Here is a 17,196-nt window from a genome sequence, read left to right on the forward strand (position 1 = left end):
GCACGCCCTTACGGGGTATCACCTCCACACGGTCAAGCAGTAACGCTTTTTAAGCGGGAATAGCTCAGTTGGTAGAGCACGACCTTGCCAAGGTCGGGGTCGCGAGTTCGAGTCTCGTTTCCCGCTCCAGTTTGTATATTGTGCTGACGTCATCCACAGCACAATAGCTTCCCTTTTGAGGCCGGGTGGCAGAGTGGTCATGCAGCGGATTGCAAATCCGTGTACGCCGGTTCGATTCCGACCTCGGCCTCCAATCTTTTCTTCGCCCGGATGGCGAAATTGGTAGACGCAAGGGACTTAAAATCCCTCGACCTTTAGGTCGTGCCGGTTCGACCCCGGCTCCGGGCACCAATATCTCGCCAAGCGCGAATCAGCATCCCTTCTGAAGCCCCCCGCAGAGCTGTTTCTGCATGACCTGCGTCAGCTTGGTCATGCCAATTATCGCTTATACTCTCAGCAATCAATACGGGAGGGTGTTCATGAGCGGCGAACAGTTCTGGGTTACGGTAGCCATCTTTACGCTGGGCGTCATGCTGATTGGTGGTGGTTACTCCAGATCAGAAACGCGATCGGGGGTGGCGCTGATGTGGGGTGGGGCGCTGTGTATGATTGCGCTGGTTTTCTACTATATCCCACAAAACTTGGCGCTCTAGGAAGACGGATGAGTCGCCTCGCGTGTCTCTTCGCTGAAGGGCACCACGCGGTTGCGTCCTGACTTCTTTGCCTCATAGAGCGCGACGTCTGCACAGTGAATAAGACCTGCCGCATCATTGGCTTGTGCTGGAAAACAGGCAACTCCGGCCGAAAGCGTTCTGCTGACAGGTTGATCAAGCCAGGTAACCCCGGCTGCAGCGAACGCCACGCGGTACTGTTCGGCGCGCTCTTTCGCCGTTGTGCAGTCGGTATTCGGTAATACGATCAGAAACTCTTCTCCGCCAAAGCGGCAGACAATGTCACTTGCCCTTGAGTGCTGGTGCAGCAGGTTTGCGAGGGCCACCAGCAGCAGGTCGCCGGCCTGGTGACCATGGTCATCGTTGACGGACTTGAAGTGATCGATATCGAGCAGCACCAGCGACAGTGGTTGTTCATGCCGTTGGCAGAAGCTCAGCTCCCTGTTGATGCTGACATCGAAGTATCGACGATTATAGGCGCCGGTCAGCGGATCCCGGTCAGCCTGCTCACGCAGTTGCTGTTGCAGCAACGTGTTTTCTTCCAGTTGCCTTTGCAGAGCCTGGTTTGCCTGCTGCAGCGCCTTTTGGCTTTTGTGCAGTTGGTCCCGTGTTTCGCGTATCCGGTCATTTCGCGTGAAAGCGACATTGCCTACCATCATCAGGTATAGCGTCAGTCCGGCAATGCAGAGCAGGTCCGACGGCCAGTAGCTGTAATGCGCAAGTTGGGGCGACTGGATGGCGAGCGACAGCAGCACACCTGCTGCCAGCGCTGCTGCGGCTTGCAGAAAGCCTTTCGGCCCTCTGAACACCATCAGATTGATGGTCACGCCAATGACCATTGTGTAGCTGATCCAGAGCGGAAACCCCAGCCAACCGATCCATATGCCAAACAGCAACGAATCGCACAGCAGGTTGTTCAGCTCGGCTGCCAGCGGCGAGCGCGAGTGTCTGGCACGCAAATACATCAGGTGAGGGTAAATCAGAAACTGCAGGACGAGCATCGCCCACGCAAATCCGCTATGGGCAACGCCATAGAAGTAGACACCGATTGCCGCAAACAGCAGGGCAAATGAAGCGGTGCGATTCCGATAATTTAATCGCACTATCCAGTGCGAATTTTCCTGTGTAGAGCCCGTCATCATGACCTAGCCGGGAAATGGGTCGCGGCTTGATTGTATCCCCTTGCCTGTTAATCAGATAGGGAAACTATGGCGCTCACTCTGCGCCCATTTCCGCGATTATGCGGGATTACCGCGTGCGGGGCCTGATTCGTGTCAGCGTCTGCGCGGGTCATCAAGTATTAACCGCCAGGTAACCTGAGTGTCACAGCCGCATGGCGCAATTCTTCTCAACGCCAGTGAGGAAATTGACCATGCAGATTACGGTGATTGGTTGCGGCTATGTCGGCCTGGTAACAGCGGCTTGCTTTGCCGAGATGGGCAATAGAGTGGCCTGTGTCGACACCAGTGCTGAGCGTGTCGAGGCGCTGCACCGCGGCATATCTCCGATCTTTGAACCGGGTATCGAAGCGCTGCTGCAGACCAACCACGCGGCTGGACGGTTGACCTTCAGCAGCCAGCTGAACCCGGTGCTGCGCAATAGCGAGGTAGTTTTCATCGCTGTGGGCACTCCCTCAGCCGCTGACGGCAGTGCGGATATCTCGCAGATTCTTGAGGTTGCAGCTCAGCTGGGGTGTTCACTTGAGTCGCCGACCATTGTCGTTTGCAAGTCGACTGCGCCGGTGGGCACCGCCTGCCGTGTTCAATCTATTCTGGATCAGCACTGCCAGCGTCGCGGTATGAACTGGCGGCATAGCGTTGTCAGCAATCCCGAGTTCCTCAAAGAGGGCGCGGCTATTGATGACTTTATGCGCCCGGACCGAATTATCCTGGGAGCGGAAGATGTCAGTGCGGAGCGCACCATGCGCCGCCTTTACGAGCCGTTCGTGCGCAACCACGATCGCATTTTGTGCATGCCACGTCGCGCTGCAGAAATGACCAAGTACGCGGCCAACACGTTCCTTGCCACCAAGATTTCATTTATCAACGAAGTCGCCAATCTGTGTGAAAGCCTGGGAGTGGATGTTGAGGAAGTGCGCAAGGGTATTGGTGCGGACCCGCGTATCGGCCACCACTTCATTTACGCCGGCTGCGGTTATGGTGGCTCCTGTTTTCCGAAGGATATTCGCGCGATGCTGCATATGGCGCAGGAGCGTGAGATGCAGCTGCCAATCCTGCAGGCAGTCGAAGCGCGTAACCAGGCGCAGAAAACCTGGCCGATGCGTATGCTGCGCAAGCTTTACAGCGAAGGGGTGGCCGGCAAAACCGTTGCCATCTGGGGCCTGGCCTTCAAGCCGGGTACCGACGACATTCGCGATGCGCCAAGCCGGGTGTTGATTGAGGGGCTGCTGGATCTAGGTGCTCGTGTGCAGGCTTTCGACCCTATTGCCAGCGAGAACATCGCCAAGGCCTACCCGGAGGCTGTCGCGCGCGGGCAGCTGCGGTTATTCAGCGACCCGTATGCGGTCCTGAACGATGCCGATGCGCTGGCGTTGATCACCGAGTGGAAACAGTTCCGGCAACCGGACTTCGCACTGATGGCGCGCCTGATGCGCGAGCCTGTCATCGTCGACGGGCGCAATCAGTATGATCCCGCTGTATTGGGTACCTTCGGCTTTCGGCATGTGGGCGTCGGCCGAGTGCCCATGGACAGCCCGGCGCCGCTACTGCGCAAGGTGGTCTGATTAGCCCGACTTTGCGGTATGCTGGGGCACTTCATTATTCAGCGCAGGCAGGAAGGTAGCCCATGTCCCAGTATGACTTTGATCTTTTTGTTATCGGTGCCGGTTCCGGCGGCGTACGCGCCAGTCGCATGGCCGCTGGCTTCGGTGCCCGGGTGGCAGTGGCTGAAGATCGCTATCTGGGGGGCACCTGCGTCAACGTAGGCTGTGTGCCGAAGAAGCTGTTTTCCTACGCTGCGCATTTTGCCGAGGATATTGCCGACGCCGCAGGGTATGGCTGGGATATTGCTGCCCCCGGTTTCGAGTGGCCGCGGCTGGTCGCCAACAAGAATGCCGAGATCAGTCGGCTGAATGGCATCTACCGCAACCTGTTGATATCCGCGGGTGTGCAATTGATTGAAGGGCGGGCACGATTCATCGACTCGCATCACGTAGAAGTCGACGGTCGTCGCTACAGTGCCGAGCGTATTTTGGTTGCGACAGGGGGCTGGCCCCACGTTCCGGACTTCCCGGGCAACGAGCATGTAATCAGTTCCAACGAGGTCTTCTTTCTCGATAGCCTGCCAAAGCGGGCACTGGTCGTTGGTGGCGGCTATATTGCCATCGAGTTTGCCGGTATTTTCCATGGGCTTGGTTGCGAAACTACCCAGCTGTATCGAGGGGATCTGTTCCTTCGTGGCTTCGATCGTAGCGTGCGAGAGCACATGGCTTCTGTGCTGGCCGAGAAAGGGGTGCGGCTGCGCTTCAACAGCGACGTCGCCCGCATTGAGCGCAATGCTGATCAGTCGCTGAGCGTGACCCTCACCAATGGTGACCAGATCGAAACCGATCTGGTGCTTTATGCCACGGGGCGTCGGGCACACACCGACGATCTGGGGCTGGAAAACACCAGTGTGACGCTCGACGACAAGGGCAACATCCGCGTTGACGAACACTACCAGACCTCTGATCCGGCGGTGCTGGCGATTGGGGACGTCACCGGCACCGTGCAATTGACGCCAGTGGCACTGGCCGAAGGGATGGCTTTGGCGCGTCGACTGTATCGCCCTGAAGAGTATCTGCCGGTCGACTACAACGATATCCCGACGGCCGTATTCTGTATCCCCAATATTGCCACCCTCGGCTTGACCGAGGACGATGCGCGGGCCAAGGGGCACAAGCTGAAAGTCTACGAGAGCCGCTTCCGAGCGATGCGCAATACCTTGGCCGGACGCAGCGAGCAGAGCCTTATGAAGCTGCTGGTAGATAAGGAGACGGACCGGGTTCTAGGCATTCATATGGTTGGGCCGGAAGCGGGCGAAATCGTTCAGGGTCTGGCCGTCGCAGTGAAGGCAGGGGCGACCAAAGCCGTGTTCGACGCGACGCTGGGTATTCACCCCACCGCAGCCGAGGAGTTTGTTACCATGCGCACGCCTAGCCGCGAGGACTGATCGCGGCTCCTTGTGGAGTGCTGCATACATGAGCTGGTTTTACGCCTTCGATTTGTTTGGTGTGGCGGTGTTTGCCATTACCGGTGCGCTGATGGCGGGGCGCAAATCCATGGATCTGTTCGGAGTGCTGGTGATCGCCATCATCACCGCTCTGGGTGGTGGCACGCTTCGCGACGCCATACTGGGTAACCATCCGGTCAGCTGGATTCGCAACGATGTGTACATTTTGGTCGCTAGCCTGGCGGCTGTCGGCACCGTGCTGTGGGTCCGGCTGACGCGCCCGATCAATGAAACCGGGCTGTTGGTGGCAGATGCCTTCGGGTTGGCAGTATTTACCGTGATCGGCACCCAGGTGGCGCTGAATTACGGTGTCCCGGTGAGCGCTGCGGTCATCATGGGGGTTATGACTGGGGTCGCAGGTGGCGTCATGCGGGATATCATCTGCAATGAAATTCCGCTGATCTTTCACAAGGAAATTTACGCAACGGCCTGCATTATCGGCTCCTTCACGTACATTGGGCTGCAGGCGCTGCCGTTGCACGAGGACGTAATTACCGCCATTTGCATCGCACTGGTCCTGGCTATCCGACTGGCTGCGATCCGCTGGCATCTGGCGCTGCCGCGCTTCCACCTGCTGGATCGCAACCGCTCAGATCAGTGATGTGCGTGACCTGAGCCAGCATCATGCGTTGCCGGCTCGTCTGCCGCCTGCACATTTACCACTACGTCTACATCACCTGCCACGGCGAAATGCAGCGTCAGCGGGAAATGCTCGCCAGCGCTCAGCGGCTGCTTGAGGTTGAAAAGCATCAAGTGGTAAGCGCCGGGCTGAAAGGTGACTGTTTCTCCGGGGGCGATGACCAGGCTATCCACCTGCTGCATCTTCATCAAACCGTCGGCATGAACGTGCTCGTGAATCTCAACCTTGTCCGCTGCTGGGCTGTCGGCTCCCAACAAGGTGTCATTTTCGGCGCCATGGTTGCTGATCTCTAGATAGGCTGCACCCGTTGGCACCGCTGGAGGCATGGCACGTGACCAAGGATGGGCAATATGTAACTCGCCGGCTTCAAACTCATGAGCGTCTACCAGCTGGGCAAGAGCGCAACCAATCAGCAGCAGTGAAAATCGATTGAAACGCATATGGAAGTCCTTGAAGGAAACGGGATAGTGAGTGAACCATACCCCGAAAAGGGGCGTTAGAAGAAGTGACATAGCGCCGCTGCACCAATTGCAAGCAACGATGGTGGAAATGTGTCGTGGTTGGTAAAAGTAGGTGCATATGTAGCTTTTCGCCACTATGTTTTTCCAGCACACTGAGGCAGGTGATGTAATGGTGTCATCATCGGACCCAACAGGAATTCGAGCACGAAATGACGGAGCGCAGACGGTTGGAACGGCATTTGGTGAGTAGCAGTCTGGAAGTGTTTGATCTGGAGACCGGGGATCATCTGGGGCGCGTGGTTGACTTGCATGAGGAGGGCTTGATGCTGCTCAGCAGCCGCCCGGTAGACCTGAATAGGGCCTTTGCGTTGCAGATCAATTTGCCGATGACGTTAAACGGCGTGAAGGAGTTTTTGCTGGATGCCGAGAGCTTGTGGAATCGGGTCAGTATCAACGGAGAACAGTTTTGGACCGGTATGCATTTTACCGCGTTGCCGGAAGAGTCCAGGCAATGCATTGCCAAGATGGTGGCCAGCCGCTGAGCAGCGACTGGCCACACGCACGTCAGGCGCTCAAATAGCGTCCTGGAGTCAGGTGGTTGTCCCAACGTACGGGGTATTTGCCGTGCGCCATGGCCTGATTCCGATCAGGGGATAGTACGAAAACGCCGCCCAGCCCAGACGACACGATAAAGTCCTGCTCACCGTACGGCAGCGCACCGGCGACATCCTTCACCATCACGCGCTGTACCACCTCCCCAGTCTGATAGTTGATGATCAGAGCCAGACCGCCCAGCGGCGCAGTAACAACCGCATAGGGTGTGTGGTGGCTGATCGCAATGCTGGCCGTATAATTTTTTAGCGGCAGTAACTCTTCTACTGGCCAATCCAGCTCGGTGAACGCCCCGGTGCGGGTGTCCAGCCGTGCAATCAACGGCGGCGACTCCCATTCGGGGCCTTCATACTGATACCCGGCAATCACGATGCCCTCAGGGCTAACGTCCAGATGACGACAGCTGAGCTGGTGGTGGGATGGTACGTGGCGGGCAATAATCTCGCCGCTGTGGCGGTCCATCAGAATCAGCGCCGGCTCCATGCGATCCAGGTTCAGCTTGATTCGATCATAGTCCGGATGGGTTTCTATCCCGCCAAGTGCAACGATCAGCGTGTTGCCATCCGGGTGCAGGCGCAGTTCGTGGGGGCCGATGCCGGCGAGGTCGTAGTCGGTCACGACACTATAGCCATCGTGCGCATCATAGACCCGTACCAGGCCGGCGGAGGTGACGTAGTTGTTCATGGTTACGTACAGGTAGCGCGCGTCCGGGCTGTAGACGCCGTGTCCGTAGTAATGAAATCCATCACCTGCATGAATGCTGTGCTCACGTTGTCCTGTGCGGGTATTGAGCACGTGCATGAGACGGCCGGGGCGGCGCGCAAATATCACTACATGATCACCGTGCGGCTGAGCGCAGCCACCGTGGCAGCGCTCAGCAACCGGAATCTGAAAGCGCGTCTTGCCAGTGCGATCAACGCCCGTGATGTAATGCTGTCCTGCATCGTCGTCGACGGCACTGATGAGTTCCATGGCCGGCTTTCGCTCTGCAAATGGCAGGCGGCCGCTGCATGCAGCCAGCGCGCCCGCCGAGGTGATGGCGACTGAGGCCTTCAGGAACCTGCGCCGATCAAGCACCAATCAGTCTCCGTCGCTGGAGTTGAAGCCGCGGACAACACTGAGTTTGGCTGCGATCGGTCCGGTCAGGATTTGCCCCGTTGCGCGAACATCTGCCAGTAGCGCATTGAGGCTGGCGACGCCTTCTTCGGTCTGCAGCAAAGGGGTGATATCGGATGGCAATCCAGTAAAGTGCCCCAGCGTCTTGTTCAACTGAGCGCTGAACTCTTCGGCCAGAGGTAGTGCATCGTTCTCGGCCATCAGTGCGTTGAGCCCCGGCACAAAGTAATCGGCCATGCCCTGCAGGGAGGCCCTGATCATGTTCAGTGACTCTCCGGAACGCCAGGCGTCAGCCAGGTAAGGGTTGGGCCTACCGTTACCACGCACACCCAGCGGTGCGGCAATACGCCAGTCAGCCATGATCTCAAGCGCATGCATGGCCGAAATGAGTGTGCCGTTGTTGTAGTCGGCGGTTTGCAGGTATCGCGCCTGAAGCTGGCCCCAGTCATTGCTCAGCTCGGCTGCGTTGTTCTCAAGATTGTGCGCGATAGCCGTTAGCAGCCGGCAGGATGGGGCGCTGGGCAAGGCATTCTCACCATCGCTAACCTTGGGATCAAACAGTAGGTACTCGGCTGCCGGAAACCCCTGAATGGCGACGCTGTCGCGCGCCAGATCGGCCGCCGTAACGCTCTCACGCTCGGGCTTTAGCCAGTAACTGGCCTTGCTGGCAGTGAGGTTCTTGGGATCGGGCCAGAACTGGAACTTCCAGGCGCGAGTGTTCTGCTCAATTGGCCCAAAATCGACAAAACGAACCGCTTGCCAGGCAGCAAAAGCGTTGGTCCAGAGCGTTTTCACCTCAGTCAGACCGCTGTCGCTGGGGCTGGCGCAATATGCATCGGCCTGGCTGGCCAGTTGTTCAGTCTGGTCCGCCAGTTGCTGATAACCATGCCCGATCTGGGTGTGCCAGGCAGCGCGCGGCGATGTGTCTTGTGCCTGCACGCTCAGGCTGATGCCAAGCACGCTGGCGGTTGTCAGGATAAACAGGGGAGCAGTCAGTCTCATGTTCAGGCCTCAGAGAGAGTTGAGGAAGCGAAGCAGGGCGTCGCGTTCTGCTTGCGGCAACATACGATACTGGTCCGCTGCTGGACGCGCTTCACCGTCGTGCCAGAGGATGGCATGTTCCACGGTCTCTGCACGACCGTCATGTAAAAAACCGGCTTGCGGGTTCACTACCTTGGTCAGCCCTAGGCCCCACAGCGGAGGGGTACGCCATTCGTTGCCGTCCGCCAGGAATTCCGGCCGGCCGTCCGCCAGGCCGGGGCCCATGTCGTGCAGCAGGAAGTCGGAATAGGGCCAGATGACCTGACCGCTCAGCTCAGGACGTTCAACCTGGCCGGTGGTGTAACGTGGCGTGTGGCAGGCGGCGCAACCTATATCGTTGAAAACGCTGGCGCCGCGCTGGACCTGCGGGTTGTCCTGTTCACGACGGGTCGGTACGGCCAGGCTGGTAGCGTAAAAGTTGATAAAGTTGGCAACGTTGTCGGTTACCTCGATGTCACCGCCGTTCGGGAAGCGATCACACTGTTGCTGCGGTGTGCAGTCCGTCGCTGGTGTAACGGTCGACGTTAACCCCATGTCGCCAGCGAAGGCATCCATGCTCTGCTGCATGATGCTGGGTTGTCCGGCCTTCCAGCCAAAGCGCCCGACAACGGTTTGCTTGGCAACGCGGTCCCAAACGCGATTGGCGCGGCCGGATATGCCATCACCATTAGCGTCGTCCGGGTCTTCGTTGGCCAGCAGCGCCGCTTCCGGAATTGCCTCAACCAAGCCCAGACCGATCATCTGCGGTGCGACGCGCGGGGAGGTCAGTAGATCGTTCGGCAGCGGACCGTAGTTAGGGTTTTCAATGTGATAGACGGGCTTGCGCATGACGACCTTGGTGCCGTCACCCAATGTCTGGGTAACCGATTGCCACTCGACGATCATGTCGGCTTCCGGCTTCATGCCGGGAATTGCTGAGGTCTGCAGCTGGCCGCCATAGATGGGAGCCGGCTTGAGGCCGTGTTCACGTAGCAGGTCGGCATCCTGTTCCGGGTCCGCAGGGACAGAAAGGCGCAGGAACAGCGAGACTGAGAGTGTGTCGATGGATGCTGGTGCGTGACCACGTCCGTCTTTCAGGTGACAGCCCTGGCAGGAGTTGGTGTTGAACAGCGGGCCAAGTCCGTCACGGGCGTCCGTGCTGGCCGGAGCAACCACCCAGGGGTTGCGAAAAAAACTGTTGCCTACGCTGAAATCAAGGCGCTTGGTCATCGACATGTTTGCCAAGGGTAGCGAGTAGGCGTTTTGGTCATGTTGCTTGACGCTGCCGTCACCACCGGTGAGCGGTGTGTCTTGAATCGGGTAGGTGGTTTCAGTGGCCTGGGTCAAATTCGAGATCAGCAACACAGGGACCAGCAGCGCGCTAGCGCGGAGGAGAGGATGAAGCATGGATGTCGTTTCACTTTGCCTGGGTGAGTATCAGCAAGGAGCGTATCTGTCAGATTGCCCGGCGGGGTTGCCGCCGGGCACAGGAACTACGCCAGATCAGAACTGATGACCAGCATCGTCGGGCTCGAGGGACTCGACGCCGACAACCGCTGCGACCTGCTCAATCGAGCCAGTCTGCTCAACCAGCGTGGCAATGGCGTTGTTGATGATTTCTGCACCTTGAGTGTTTTCGGGCGCGATCATCATATCAAAGGTAACCGGGTTTTCTGACGCTTCAGCGGTGGACTTCATGTGACCAAGTGCCGCAACACTGGCGTCCAGCTGGCCGATCAGTTTCTGGTTCAGTTCGGGGTCGATCTGACCAACCAGGTCAGCCAGCGAAGCGCCGCTCAGCTCGGTACCGTCAACACGCTTGTAGTTGCCGGTATAGACGTTCTGGATACCGAGTGCGTTGTAGTAGTGGGAGTTGTGGGTGTTGTCGCTGAAGCAGTCGTGTTCGTCTTCATAGGAGTTGGCTTCCAGTGCGACCTTCATGCGCTCACCGGCGAGCTCGCCCAGTGACAGCGAGCCCATGCCGAACAGCATCTTCTGGTACACGGCGGTCGGCTCGAGCGCGGTCAGTTCGGCACGGTAGTTACCATCAATGCCTGCTGTCCATTGGCCAACCATCCAGTTCAGGTCGGAGACCAGCAGGTCGGTAACCGCATCTAGGTAAGCCGCGCGGCGGTCACAGTTGCCGTTGGTGCAGGCGTCGCCGACAGCATAGTCAGTTGCCTTGCGGTTACCGGCGCCAGCCTCAAAGCCGTTCAGGTCCTGACCCCAGAGCAGAAACTCGATTGCGTGATAGCCGGTAGCTACGTTGGCTTCAGAACCACCTACCTCGTTCAGGCTGGCCAGCAGCTCGGGCGTGATGTTGGTCAGGTCCAGTGTTTCGCCACCGACGTTCAGCTCTTTGCTGGCGATGATATTGGCATTGGCACCTTCATTACCCAATGCGTGCTGGTAATCCTCGGCATTGACGTAGTCGATCAGCCCCTCGTCCAGTGGCCAGGCGTTGAGCTGACCTTCCCAGTCATCAACCACCGAGTTACTGAAACGGAAAACCTCAGATTGCTGGTACGGAACACGTGATTGCAGCCAGGCGGTGCGGGCGGCGGCAAGGGTTTCTTCAGTGGGATTGGCAATCAGCGCGTCAGTAGCGGCGTCCAGGGTTTTGGCGGTAGCCAGCGCGTCCTCATAGGTTGCCAGTGCCAAATCGGCGTAGTGATTGACGATCGCAGCGGGGGCAACGCCCGTTGTTTCTGGCGCACTGGCAGGTGCTGTTTCTGCAACGGGGGCAGCGGGCGCGGCAGCTTCCGGCGCCGTGGCTTGCTCGTTGTCGTTGCATGCGGTCAGAAGGAAAGAGGTGGAAATTGCTAGCGCAAGCGCCTGCAAGGGAAAACGCACGGCCATGTATAGCTCCCTGTTGATTGTGCTCAATCAATTAATGATAGTGATTTGCATTATGGATTATATGCCGATGACAGCATATTGCAATGCGCGCTGGTGCTGCAGGCGAGGCGCACGGGGCTTTGCCATACTGAGTGCACATTCATGGCAAAAGTGGAGGTGGACCATGTCCAACCATCATGTCTACAAGAAGGTGGAAGTTGTTGGCTCGTCACCCAACAGCATTGATGACGCCATCAGAGCGGCGATCGCGGAGTGTGCGAAGACTATCCGCTATATGGAGTGGTTTGAGGTAAAGGAAACCCGTGGGCACATCGCGGACGATCAGGTCGCACACTTTCAGGTCGTGCTGCAGATCGGTTTCAGGATCGCCGGCAGCTGACGCGGCCGGCGATGAGGAGGGTAGGATCAGCTGTTGAGTACCTGCCAACGCAGCGACATTGCGGAGTCTGCTGCGGCCGCCAGTTCTCGCCCTTTGGTGACAAAGTGCGTGCGGTAATAGTTCTGGTGCTCGCTATGCTCGTGAAAGTGATGCGGGGTCAGCACGGCAGTTAATACCGGCACCTCGGTCTCCAGCTGCACCTGCATCATGCCGCTGATGACCGCGTTGGCTACGAAGTCATGGCGATATATGCCGCCGTCAACGACCAGTCCGGAACAGGCGATGGATGTGTAGCGACCAGTCTTGGCCAGCAGCTTGGCCTGCAGCGGAATTTCATAGGCCCCGGGGACTGCGATCACATCGATCAGGTCTGGGTTATAACCGCGGGTGGCAATTTCTTCACGAAAGCCATCCAGGCAGCGCAGCACGATGTCGGCGTGCCAAGAGGCGTGAATGAAGGCAATGCGTTGTTGCGAAGGTTGAAAGTTATTCATCGTCTGGCTCTGATTCATGTCTCAATGTCGGTTTGAATCAGGGCGAACGGGCAGCGCCACGTCGACATGCATCGGCATGGTGGCTGTCGCGTTCTCTCCTATCCGGACTGTAACCGTCGGCTCTGGAGTCTCACCAGATCTGCTGACCTCTGCACCTGCAGAGCGCTCGCGGGCTTGGGAGTCGGGCTCCATCACCGCCGGTGGGGAGTTTCACCCCGCCCCGAGAACGATGCCGCAAGGGTAGCGGCGGCGGACAATATAAGTAAGGTCGTCCCTCCGGTCAAAACGGATTGGAGCTAAAGTTCGTCGATAAGCGACCGATATAGGCAGGTATCTATCGCTACGTGGGGTGCCGGCTATGCGCATTGGCGAGTTGAACTGGACTGACGTTGGCAGGCGCCAGGGTGGGGTGTCTTCAGCTGCAGCGGAGCCCGCCACGCCGACACTCGGCAGTAATCGCGATATCGCTGACAGCGTTAAGGTATCGCTGTCGGAGCGGGCAGAAAAGGCTGAACAGAGCAACCGCAATCAAGATATTGATGACAGCGATTTACCGGAGGTCATCAAACGGTTGCTCAAGCATATCCGTGACCTGAAACAGCAGATTGCCGAGGTTCAGCAGCAGATAAGTGAGCTGGCTCGCCAACAGGATCTATCTGATGAAGAGCGCAGCCTGTTGATGGATGGCCTGCGTAGCCAACTTGCCAGCTTATCCAGCGCGCTCAGCACAGCCTACGCGAGCCTCACCAAGGCAACCAAGCAACAGGCGCTGAATGATGAGCAGCGTTCCAGCATGCTGAAGCTGCTCAACAGCTAAACTCCGTTCTATTTATGCAACAGTCTTTTCAGTTCGGTCAGACATATAGTTCGACAAAATACGAATAAATAGGCGTAGCATGGCCGCCTTCCTTTTTCGGCTTGTAATGGAGCGCCAATGTCAAACGTGCCAGAGAACAGCAGGGGCATTGCCAACGGGCTGATGTGCTTTCTTGCCGCGTGCTGTGGCCTGATTGTGGCCAATATTTACTATGCGCAGCCACTGGTCGGTCCGATCAGCCTATCGCTCGGCATGACGCCGGAGGCCAGCGGCCTCATCGTGACATTGACCCAGATCGGCTACGTGATTGGCCTGCTGCTGGTTGTGCCATTGGCAGACAGGCTCGAGAACAGGTCGCTGATCAGCGCGATGGTGCTGTTGTTGGCGCTGGCGTCGCTTGGCACTGCGCTGTCTGATTCTCCGCTCACCTTTCTGGCCTGCTCGCTGGTCATTGGCATCGGTGCGGTGGCGGTGCAGATTATCGTCCCCCTCGCAGCACACCTGGCTGCACCTGCGCGGCGGGGGCAGGTGGTCGGCAATGTGATGGGTGGCCTGATGTTCGGCATTATGCTGGCTCGGCCGGTATCCAGCTTTGTTGCGGATCTGGTCTCCTGGCGCGCCATGTTCTTCATTTCGGCCGGATTAATGGTTGCATTGGTGCTGGTCATGCGCCGGGTCATTCCGCGCCGGGTTCCTACTGCAAGCATGGGCTACCTGGCGCTGCTGCGGTCGATGGCAGCGCTGGCGCGGCACACACCTATTCTGCAGCGCCGAGCCTTCTATCAGGCAATGATGTTCGGGGCATTCAGCTTGTTCTGGACGACGACTCCGCTGTTGCTGGCTGGTCCGGACTTCGGGTTATCCCAGTCCGGCATTGCACTGTTTGCGCTGGCCGGTGTGGCGGGTGTGGTATCTGCCCCGGTTGCTGGCCGCTTGGCTGACCGCGGCCTTACCCGTGTCGCCACCATCAGCGCAATGGTGTCGGTGATGGTGGCGTTTGCGATGACGCATATTGTCGCGCCCGGATCTGCGCTATCGCTGCTGTTACTTGTGGTGGCCGCGGTGCTGCTTGATCTGGGCGTATCTGGCAATGTCGTACTGGGGCAGCGTGCGATCTACTCCCTGGGCGAGGCAGAGCGCAGTCGTTTAAACGCCCTCTACATGGCGACCTTCTTTGTTGGCGGGGCGATTGGCTCAGCGCTGGGCGCCTGGGCGTATGTCAGCGGTGGCTGGCTGGCCGCGTCCCTGCTCGGCGGCTCGATGCCACTGCTGGCGCTGTTGGTATTGCTGGTGGGTGAGCCGGGCGGGTATCACGAGCGCGAGGTTGAAGCCCAGTAATGGCATGGCGGGGCAGTGAAGCTGCACCGCCTTAGGCCTTAGTGGGGCAGCGTCAGCCTGACGACCTCGTCAACAATCTCCATGCCGGGCTCGGCGAGGAAATCCGGATCGGCGTAGGCTGGGTTCGGGTAGTTGTAGAAGCCGCTGCCGGTCTGCAGCCCCAGCTTGCCCTGATCAAGAAAGTTGTGCTTGATGTAGTCTGCGTTCTTGAGTGCTTGCTCGTCCTGATTGAGGTTGCCCCAATACTGAGTGACGTCGTAGTAGGTTTTCATTCCGACGACGTCGATCACGCCAAACGGTCCCATGCTCACTCCGCGATTCATCACCATGTAGGTTCTGTCGACGGTCTCCGGCGTCGTAATGCCGTTGGTGACGAGGGTTTGTGCAGCGGTCAACAATGGCACCAGCAGGGAGTTGATAACGTAGCCATTCTGCGGCTTTCGCACCGGTACCGGGATCATGCCAATCTCGATGGCGAACCGGGTAATGCTGCGCAGCGTCTGCTCGGCTGTGCTTGCGTGGGCCATAATTTCGGCCAGGTTCATGGACCAGATCAGATTGGCGAAATGCAGCGCGCAGTACTTGTCGGGCCGTCCGGTGTCCTCAGCGAACTGGCTTGGCAACAAGGTGGAGGAATTGGTTGCCACCAGACAGTTCGCAGGTAGCAACGGCGCCATGTCGCGGTATACCTGTGATTTGATCTCGGGGATTTCTGGGACCGCTTCAATAACCAGCTCGGCGTCAGCGACGGCGTCCGCCAGGTCGCTGCTGTAGCGCAGGCGAGCAAACGTCTGTTCGATTTGCTCCGGGCTTGCGCCGAGGTCCTTGCGATAAATATCCGCATACTGGTGGTGAGCAATTTGACAGCGCGCCAGTGCTTCGGAAAACAGATCATAGACCACAACCTGCTTTCCTTTAAACGCGCTGTGCCATGCAATCTGGGCGCCCAGAACGCCGGCACCCAGTACGGTGAGGTGGTTAACGGATGTGTTCAAGCGGGAGTCTCCACTAATCATGCCGCCCGGGTTCCAGGGCGAGCGTTGCTGTTGTCTGACTGTGCATTGCGAGGTAGAAACTCGAGGATGTCGTCCTCAAGCGATTCATTCAGCAGCATTTGACGGTCGTCTTCGTACGAGTTGAGCAGGCGCCACGGCGCGACTTGTCCCTGGCGGGGCAGCACCGTATCTGCACGCTGCACATAACCGGACTCAAGCGCTCCCAGTACCGATGCATTTTGTTCGGTGCAACCCTGGTAATCGCGTGGGGTAACTACCTGCATGCCGATTGCGCGAAGGTGGTTGATCAGCCGGCAGACATAACGTGCCGCGATATCCGACTTCAGGGTCCAGGGGGCGTTGGTATAGCCAAAGATCCAGGCCATATTCGGTACGTTCTGCAGCAGCACCCCTTTGTAGGTCATCTGCTGCTGCAGGTCGAAGGGCTTGCCGTCAATCAGCAGTTGGGTGCCGCCGAGCAGCTGCACTTTGAGTCCGGTCGCGGTGATGATGATGTCGGCATCCAATTCATGCCCTGATGCTAGCTTGATGCCGCGTTCGGTAAAGGTGTCGATCTGATCAGTGACCACGGATGCTTTGCCGCTGTTGATCGCCTTGAACAGATCGCCATCGGGCACGGCGCAGAGGCGCTGGTCCCATGGCATGTAGCTGGGGGTGAAGTGTTTCATCTGTGCCGGATCGTCCAGCTGTTTGGCGACCTGGTTGAGCAGGTGTTTACGCATTCGCTCAGGCCAGCGGCGTGCGGCCTTGAACAGCCAGCGCTGAATCAGAATGTTGCGCTTCCGGGCCATGCCATTGGCCCAGCTTTCGGGCATCACCCTGCGTAGTATTTCTGTGATCTTGTCATGCGCCGGCACCGTCATCACATATGAGGGTGAGCGCTGCAGCATGGTGACGTGTGCCGCCTGGTCGGCCATCGCCGGCACCACTGTAACCGCCGTGGCGCCACTGCCGATAACAACGACCTTTTTGCCCTTGTAGTCCAGGTCTGCTGGCCAGTGCTGGGGGTGGATGCACCGACCCTGAAAGCGCTCAACGCCCGGGAAATCGGGAAGGTAGCCGTTCTTGTGGTCGTAGTACCCCGTGCAGCTGATTAGGAAGTCGCAGCTGTAGTGGCGTGGCTCCCCGTTGCTCAGGTCGCGCGCACTGATGATCCACTGTTGCTGTTCACTGCACCATTGGGCCTGCTCGGTCTCGATACCAAAGCGAATCAGCTTGTCCACGCCATATTCACGCGCAGTATCGCCAATGTAGTTGCGGATGGATTCGCCGTCGGCCAGGGTGTTGAGCGCATTCCAGGGACGAAAGTCGTAGCCGAAGCTGAACATGTCCGAATCAGAGCGGATGCCGGGGTAGTTGAACAGGTCCCAGGTGCCACCGACGCGCTCCCGGCGCTCAAGAATGGCGATGCGTTTGCCCGGGCACTCTTGCGAGAGGTGCACCGCTGTCCCGATGCCGGACAAACCGGCGCCGATGATCAGCACGTCGACGTGCTCGTTGGTCATAGTGGTTTCTCTTTTTATTATGTGTTGCTTGCGAGAAC

At 58.4% G+C, this 17,196-nt stretch carries 17 protein-coding genes, 3 tRNA genes and 1 riboswitch; of the genes, 11 read left to right on the forward strand and 9 right to left on the reverse strand.

Annotated features, from left to right (window positions below):
- Nucleotides 1–53: 53 nt before the first annotated feature.
- The 4 genes from ACKPCU_RS12025 (at nt 54) to ACKPCU_RS12040 (ending at nt 653) form a co-directional block, all read left to right on the forward strand.
- Nucleotides 54–129 (forward strand) — tRNA-Gly (locus ACKPCU_RS12025).
- 50 nt (nt 130–179) lie between these two features.
- Nucleotides 180–253: transfer RNA gene (locus ACKPCU_RS12030), tRNA-Cys, on the forward strand.
- Between the two features lie 11 nt (nt 254–264).
- Nucleotides 265–351, forward strand: a tRNA-Leu gene (locus tag ACKPCU_RS12035).
- 128 nt (nt 352–479) lie between these two features.
- Nucleotides 480–653, forward strand: a complete 174-nt coding sequence (locus tag ACKPCU_RS12040) for a hypothetical protein (protein ID WP_170063107.1) — start codon at nt 480–482, stop codon at nt 651–653.
- Here the strand turns inward: ACKPCU_RS12040 and ACKPCU_RS12045 are convergent.
- A complete protein-coding gene (locus ACKPCU_RS12045) occupies nt 650–1,813 on the reverse strand; it encodes a sensor domain-containing diguanylate cyclase (RefSeq protein WP_321346972.1) in 1,164 nt (387 codons plus the stop codon). The genes ACKPCU_RS12040 and ACKPCU_RS12045 overlap by 4 nt on opposite strands.
- Nucleotides 1,814–2,043: 230 nt before the next feature.
- Between ACKPCU_RS12045 and ACKPCU_RS12050 the strand changes: the two genes are divergently transcribed.
- The 3 genes from ACKPCU_RS12050 (at nt 2,044) to ACKPCU_RS12060 (ending at nt 5,502) form a co-directional block, all read left to right on the forward strand.
- Nucleotides 2,044–3,414: a UDP-glucose dehydrogenase family protein gene (locus tag ACKPCU_RS12050; protein WP_321346974.1), complete on the forward strand. Its 1,371-nt coding sequence runs from the start codon at nt 2,044–2,046 to the stop codon at nt 3,412–3,414.
- A 62-nt stretch (nt 3,415–3,476) separates the two neighbouring features.
- Complete coding sequence (gene gorA, locus ACKPCU_RS12055; RefSeq protein ID WP_321346976.1) at nt 3,477–4,841, forward strand: glutathione-disulfide reductase; 1,365 nt, start codon at nt 3,477–3,479, stop codon at nt 4,839–4,841.
- 28 nt (nt 4,842–4,869) lie between these two features.
- Nucleotides 4,870–5,502 carry a trimeric intracellular cation channel family protein gene (locus tag ACKPCU_RS12060; RefSeq protein WP_321346978.1) on the forward strand — a complete coding sequence of 211 codons (633 nt, stop codon included), beginning with the start codon at nt 4,870–4,872 and terminating at the stop codon, nt 5,500–5,502.
- Here the strand turns inward: ACKPCU_RS12060 and ACKPCU_RS12065 are convergent.
- Nucleotides 5,496–5,981 carry a copper chaperone PCu(A)C gene (locus tag ACKPCU_RS12065; RefSeq protein WP_321351828.1) on the reverse strand — a complete coding sequence of 162 codons (486 nt, stop codon included), beginning with the start codon at nt 5,979–5,981 and terminating at the stop codon, nt 5,496–5,498. The genes ACKPCU_RS12060 and ACKPCU_RS12065 overlap by 7 nt on opposite strands.
- 230 nt (nt 5,982–6,211) lie before the next feature.
- Here ACKPCU_RS12065 and ACKPCU_RS12070 point away from each other — a divergent pair, with 230 nt between their 5' ends.
- Nucleotides 6,212–6,544, forward strand: coding sequence for a PilZ domain-containing protein (locus ACKPCU_RS12070; RefSeq protein WP_104739624.1), 333 nt, complete (start codon nt 6,212–6,214; stop codon nt 6,542–6,544).
- A gap of 22 nt (nt 6,545–6,566) precedes the next feature.
- Here the strand turns inward: ACKPCU_RS12070 and ACKPCU_RS12075 are convergent, their stop codons facing one another.
- The 4 genes from ACKPCU_RS12075 to ACKPCU_RS12090 all read right to left on the reverse strand — a co-directional run bounded on the left by ACKPCU_RS12075 (nt 6,567) and on the right by ACKPCU_RS12090 (nt 11,609).
- Entirely contained in the window at nt 6,567–7,586 is a 1,020-nt protein-coding gene (locus ACKPCU_RS12075; RefSeq protein ID WP_321346981.1) for a DUF1513 domain-containing protein, read from the reverse strand.
- Nucleotides 7,587–7,694: 108 nt separating this feature from the next.
- The gene (locus tag ACKPCU_RS12080; protein ID WP_321346982.1) at nt 7,695–8,732 is read right to left on the reverse strand and encodes an imelysin family protein; all 1,038 of its coding nucleotides are present in this window, start codon (nt 8,730–8,732) and stop codon (nt 7,695–7,697) included.
- A 9-nt stretch (nt 8,733–8,741) separates the two neighbouring features.
- Nucleotides 8,742–10,157: a di-heme oxidoreductase family protein gene (locus ACKPCU_RS12085; RefSeq protein WP_321346983.1), complete on the reverse strand. Its 1,416-nt coding sequence runs from the start codon at nt 10,155–10,157 to the stop codon at nt 8,742–8,744.
- 96 nt (nt 10,158–10,253) lie between these two features.
- Complete coding sequence (locus ACKPCU_RS12090) at nt 10,254–11,609, reverse strand: imelysin family protein (protein ID WP_321346985.1); 1,356 nt, start codon at nt 11,607–11,609, stop codon at nt 10,254–10,256.
- A gap of 163 nt (nt 11,610–11,772) precedes the next feature.
- Between ACKPCU_RS12090 and ACKPCU_RS12095 the strand changes: the two genes are divergently transcribed.
- The gene (locus ACKPCU_RS12095) at nt 11,773–11,988 is read left to right on the forward strand and encodes a dodecin (protein WP_104739619.1); all 216 of its coding nucleotides are present in this window, start codon (nt 11,773–11,775) and stop codon (nt 11,986–11,988) included.
- Between the two features lie 26 nt (nt 11,989–12,014).
- Here ACKPCU_RS12095 and ACKPCU_RS12100 read toward each other — a convergent pair whose 3' ends face one another.
- Complete coding sequence (locus ACKPCU_RS12100) at nt 12,015–12,482, reverse strand: 6,7-dimethyl-8-ribityllumazine synthase (protein ID WP_321346988.1); 468 nt, start codon at nt 12,480–12,482, stop codon at nt 12,015–12,017.
- A gap of 86 nt (nt 12,483–12,568) precedes the next feature.
- A riboswitch (FMN riboswitch) is annotated at nt 12,569–12,714 on the reverse strand.
- A 177-nt stretch (nt 12,715–12,891) separates the two neighbouring features.
- On the opposite strand from ACKPCU_RS12100, the gene ACKPCU_RS12105 reads away from it, so the two are divergent.
- Together ACKPCU_RS12105 and ACKPCU_RS12110 are read left to right on the forward strand one after the other, a co-directional pair.
- Nucleotides 12,892–13,299 (forward strand): hypothetical protein, encoded by a 408-nt coding sequence (locus tag ACKPCU_RS12105; RefSeq protein WP_321346990.1) that lies wholly within the window; start codon nt 12,892–12,894, stop codon nt 13,297–13,299.
- A gap of 117 nt (nt 13,300–13,416) precedes the next feature.
- Nucleotides 13,417–14,637 carry an MFS transporter gene (locus ACKPCU_RS12110; RefSeq protein WP_104739616.1) on the forward strand — a complete coding sequence of 407 codons (1,221 nt, stop codon included), beginning with the start codon at nt 13,417–13,419 and terminating at the stop codon, nt 14,635–14,637.
- A 38-nt stretch (nt 14,638–14,675) separates the two neighbouring features.
- On the opposite strand, the gene ACKPCU_RS12115 is transcribed toward ACKPCU_RS12110, so the two are convergent.
- Both ACKPCU_RS12115 and ACKPCU_RS12120 read right to left on the reverse strand, forming a co-directional pair.
- On the reverse strand, nt 14,676–15,632 hold the full coding sequence (locus ACKPCU_RS12115; RefSeq protein ID WP_321346993.1) for a 3-hydroxyacyl-CoA dehydrogenase: 957 nt from the start codon (nt 15,630–15,632) through the stop codon (nt 14,676–14,678).
- 17 nt (nt 15,633–15,649) lie between these two features.
- Complete coding sequence (locus ACKPCU_RS12120; protein WP_321346995.1) at nt 15,650–17,158, reverse strand: flavin-containing monooxygenase; 1,509 nt, start codon at nt 17,156–17,158, stop codon at nt 15,650–15,652.
- Nucleotides 17,159–17,196 lie beyond the last annotated feature (38 nt).

The organism is Halopseudomonas oceani (assembly GCF_963677335.1).
Taxonomy (GTDB): Bacteria; Pseudomonadota; Gammaproteobacteria; order Pseudomonadales; family Pseudomonadaceae; genus Halopseudomonas; species Halopseudomonas oceani.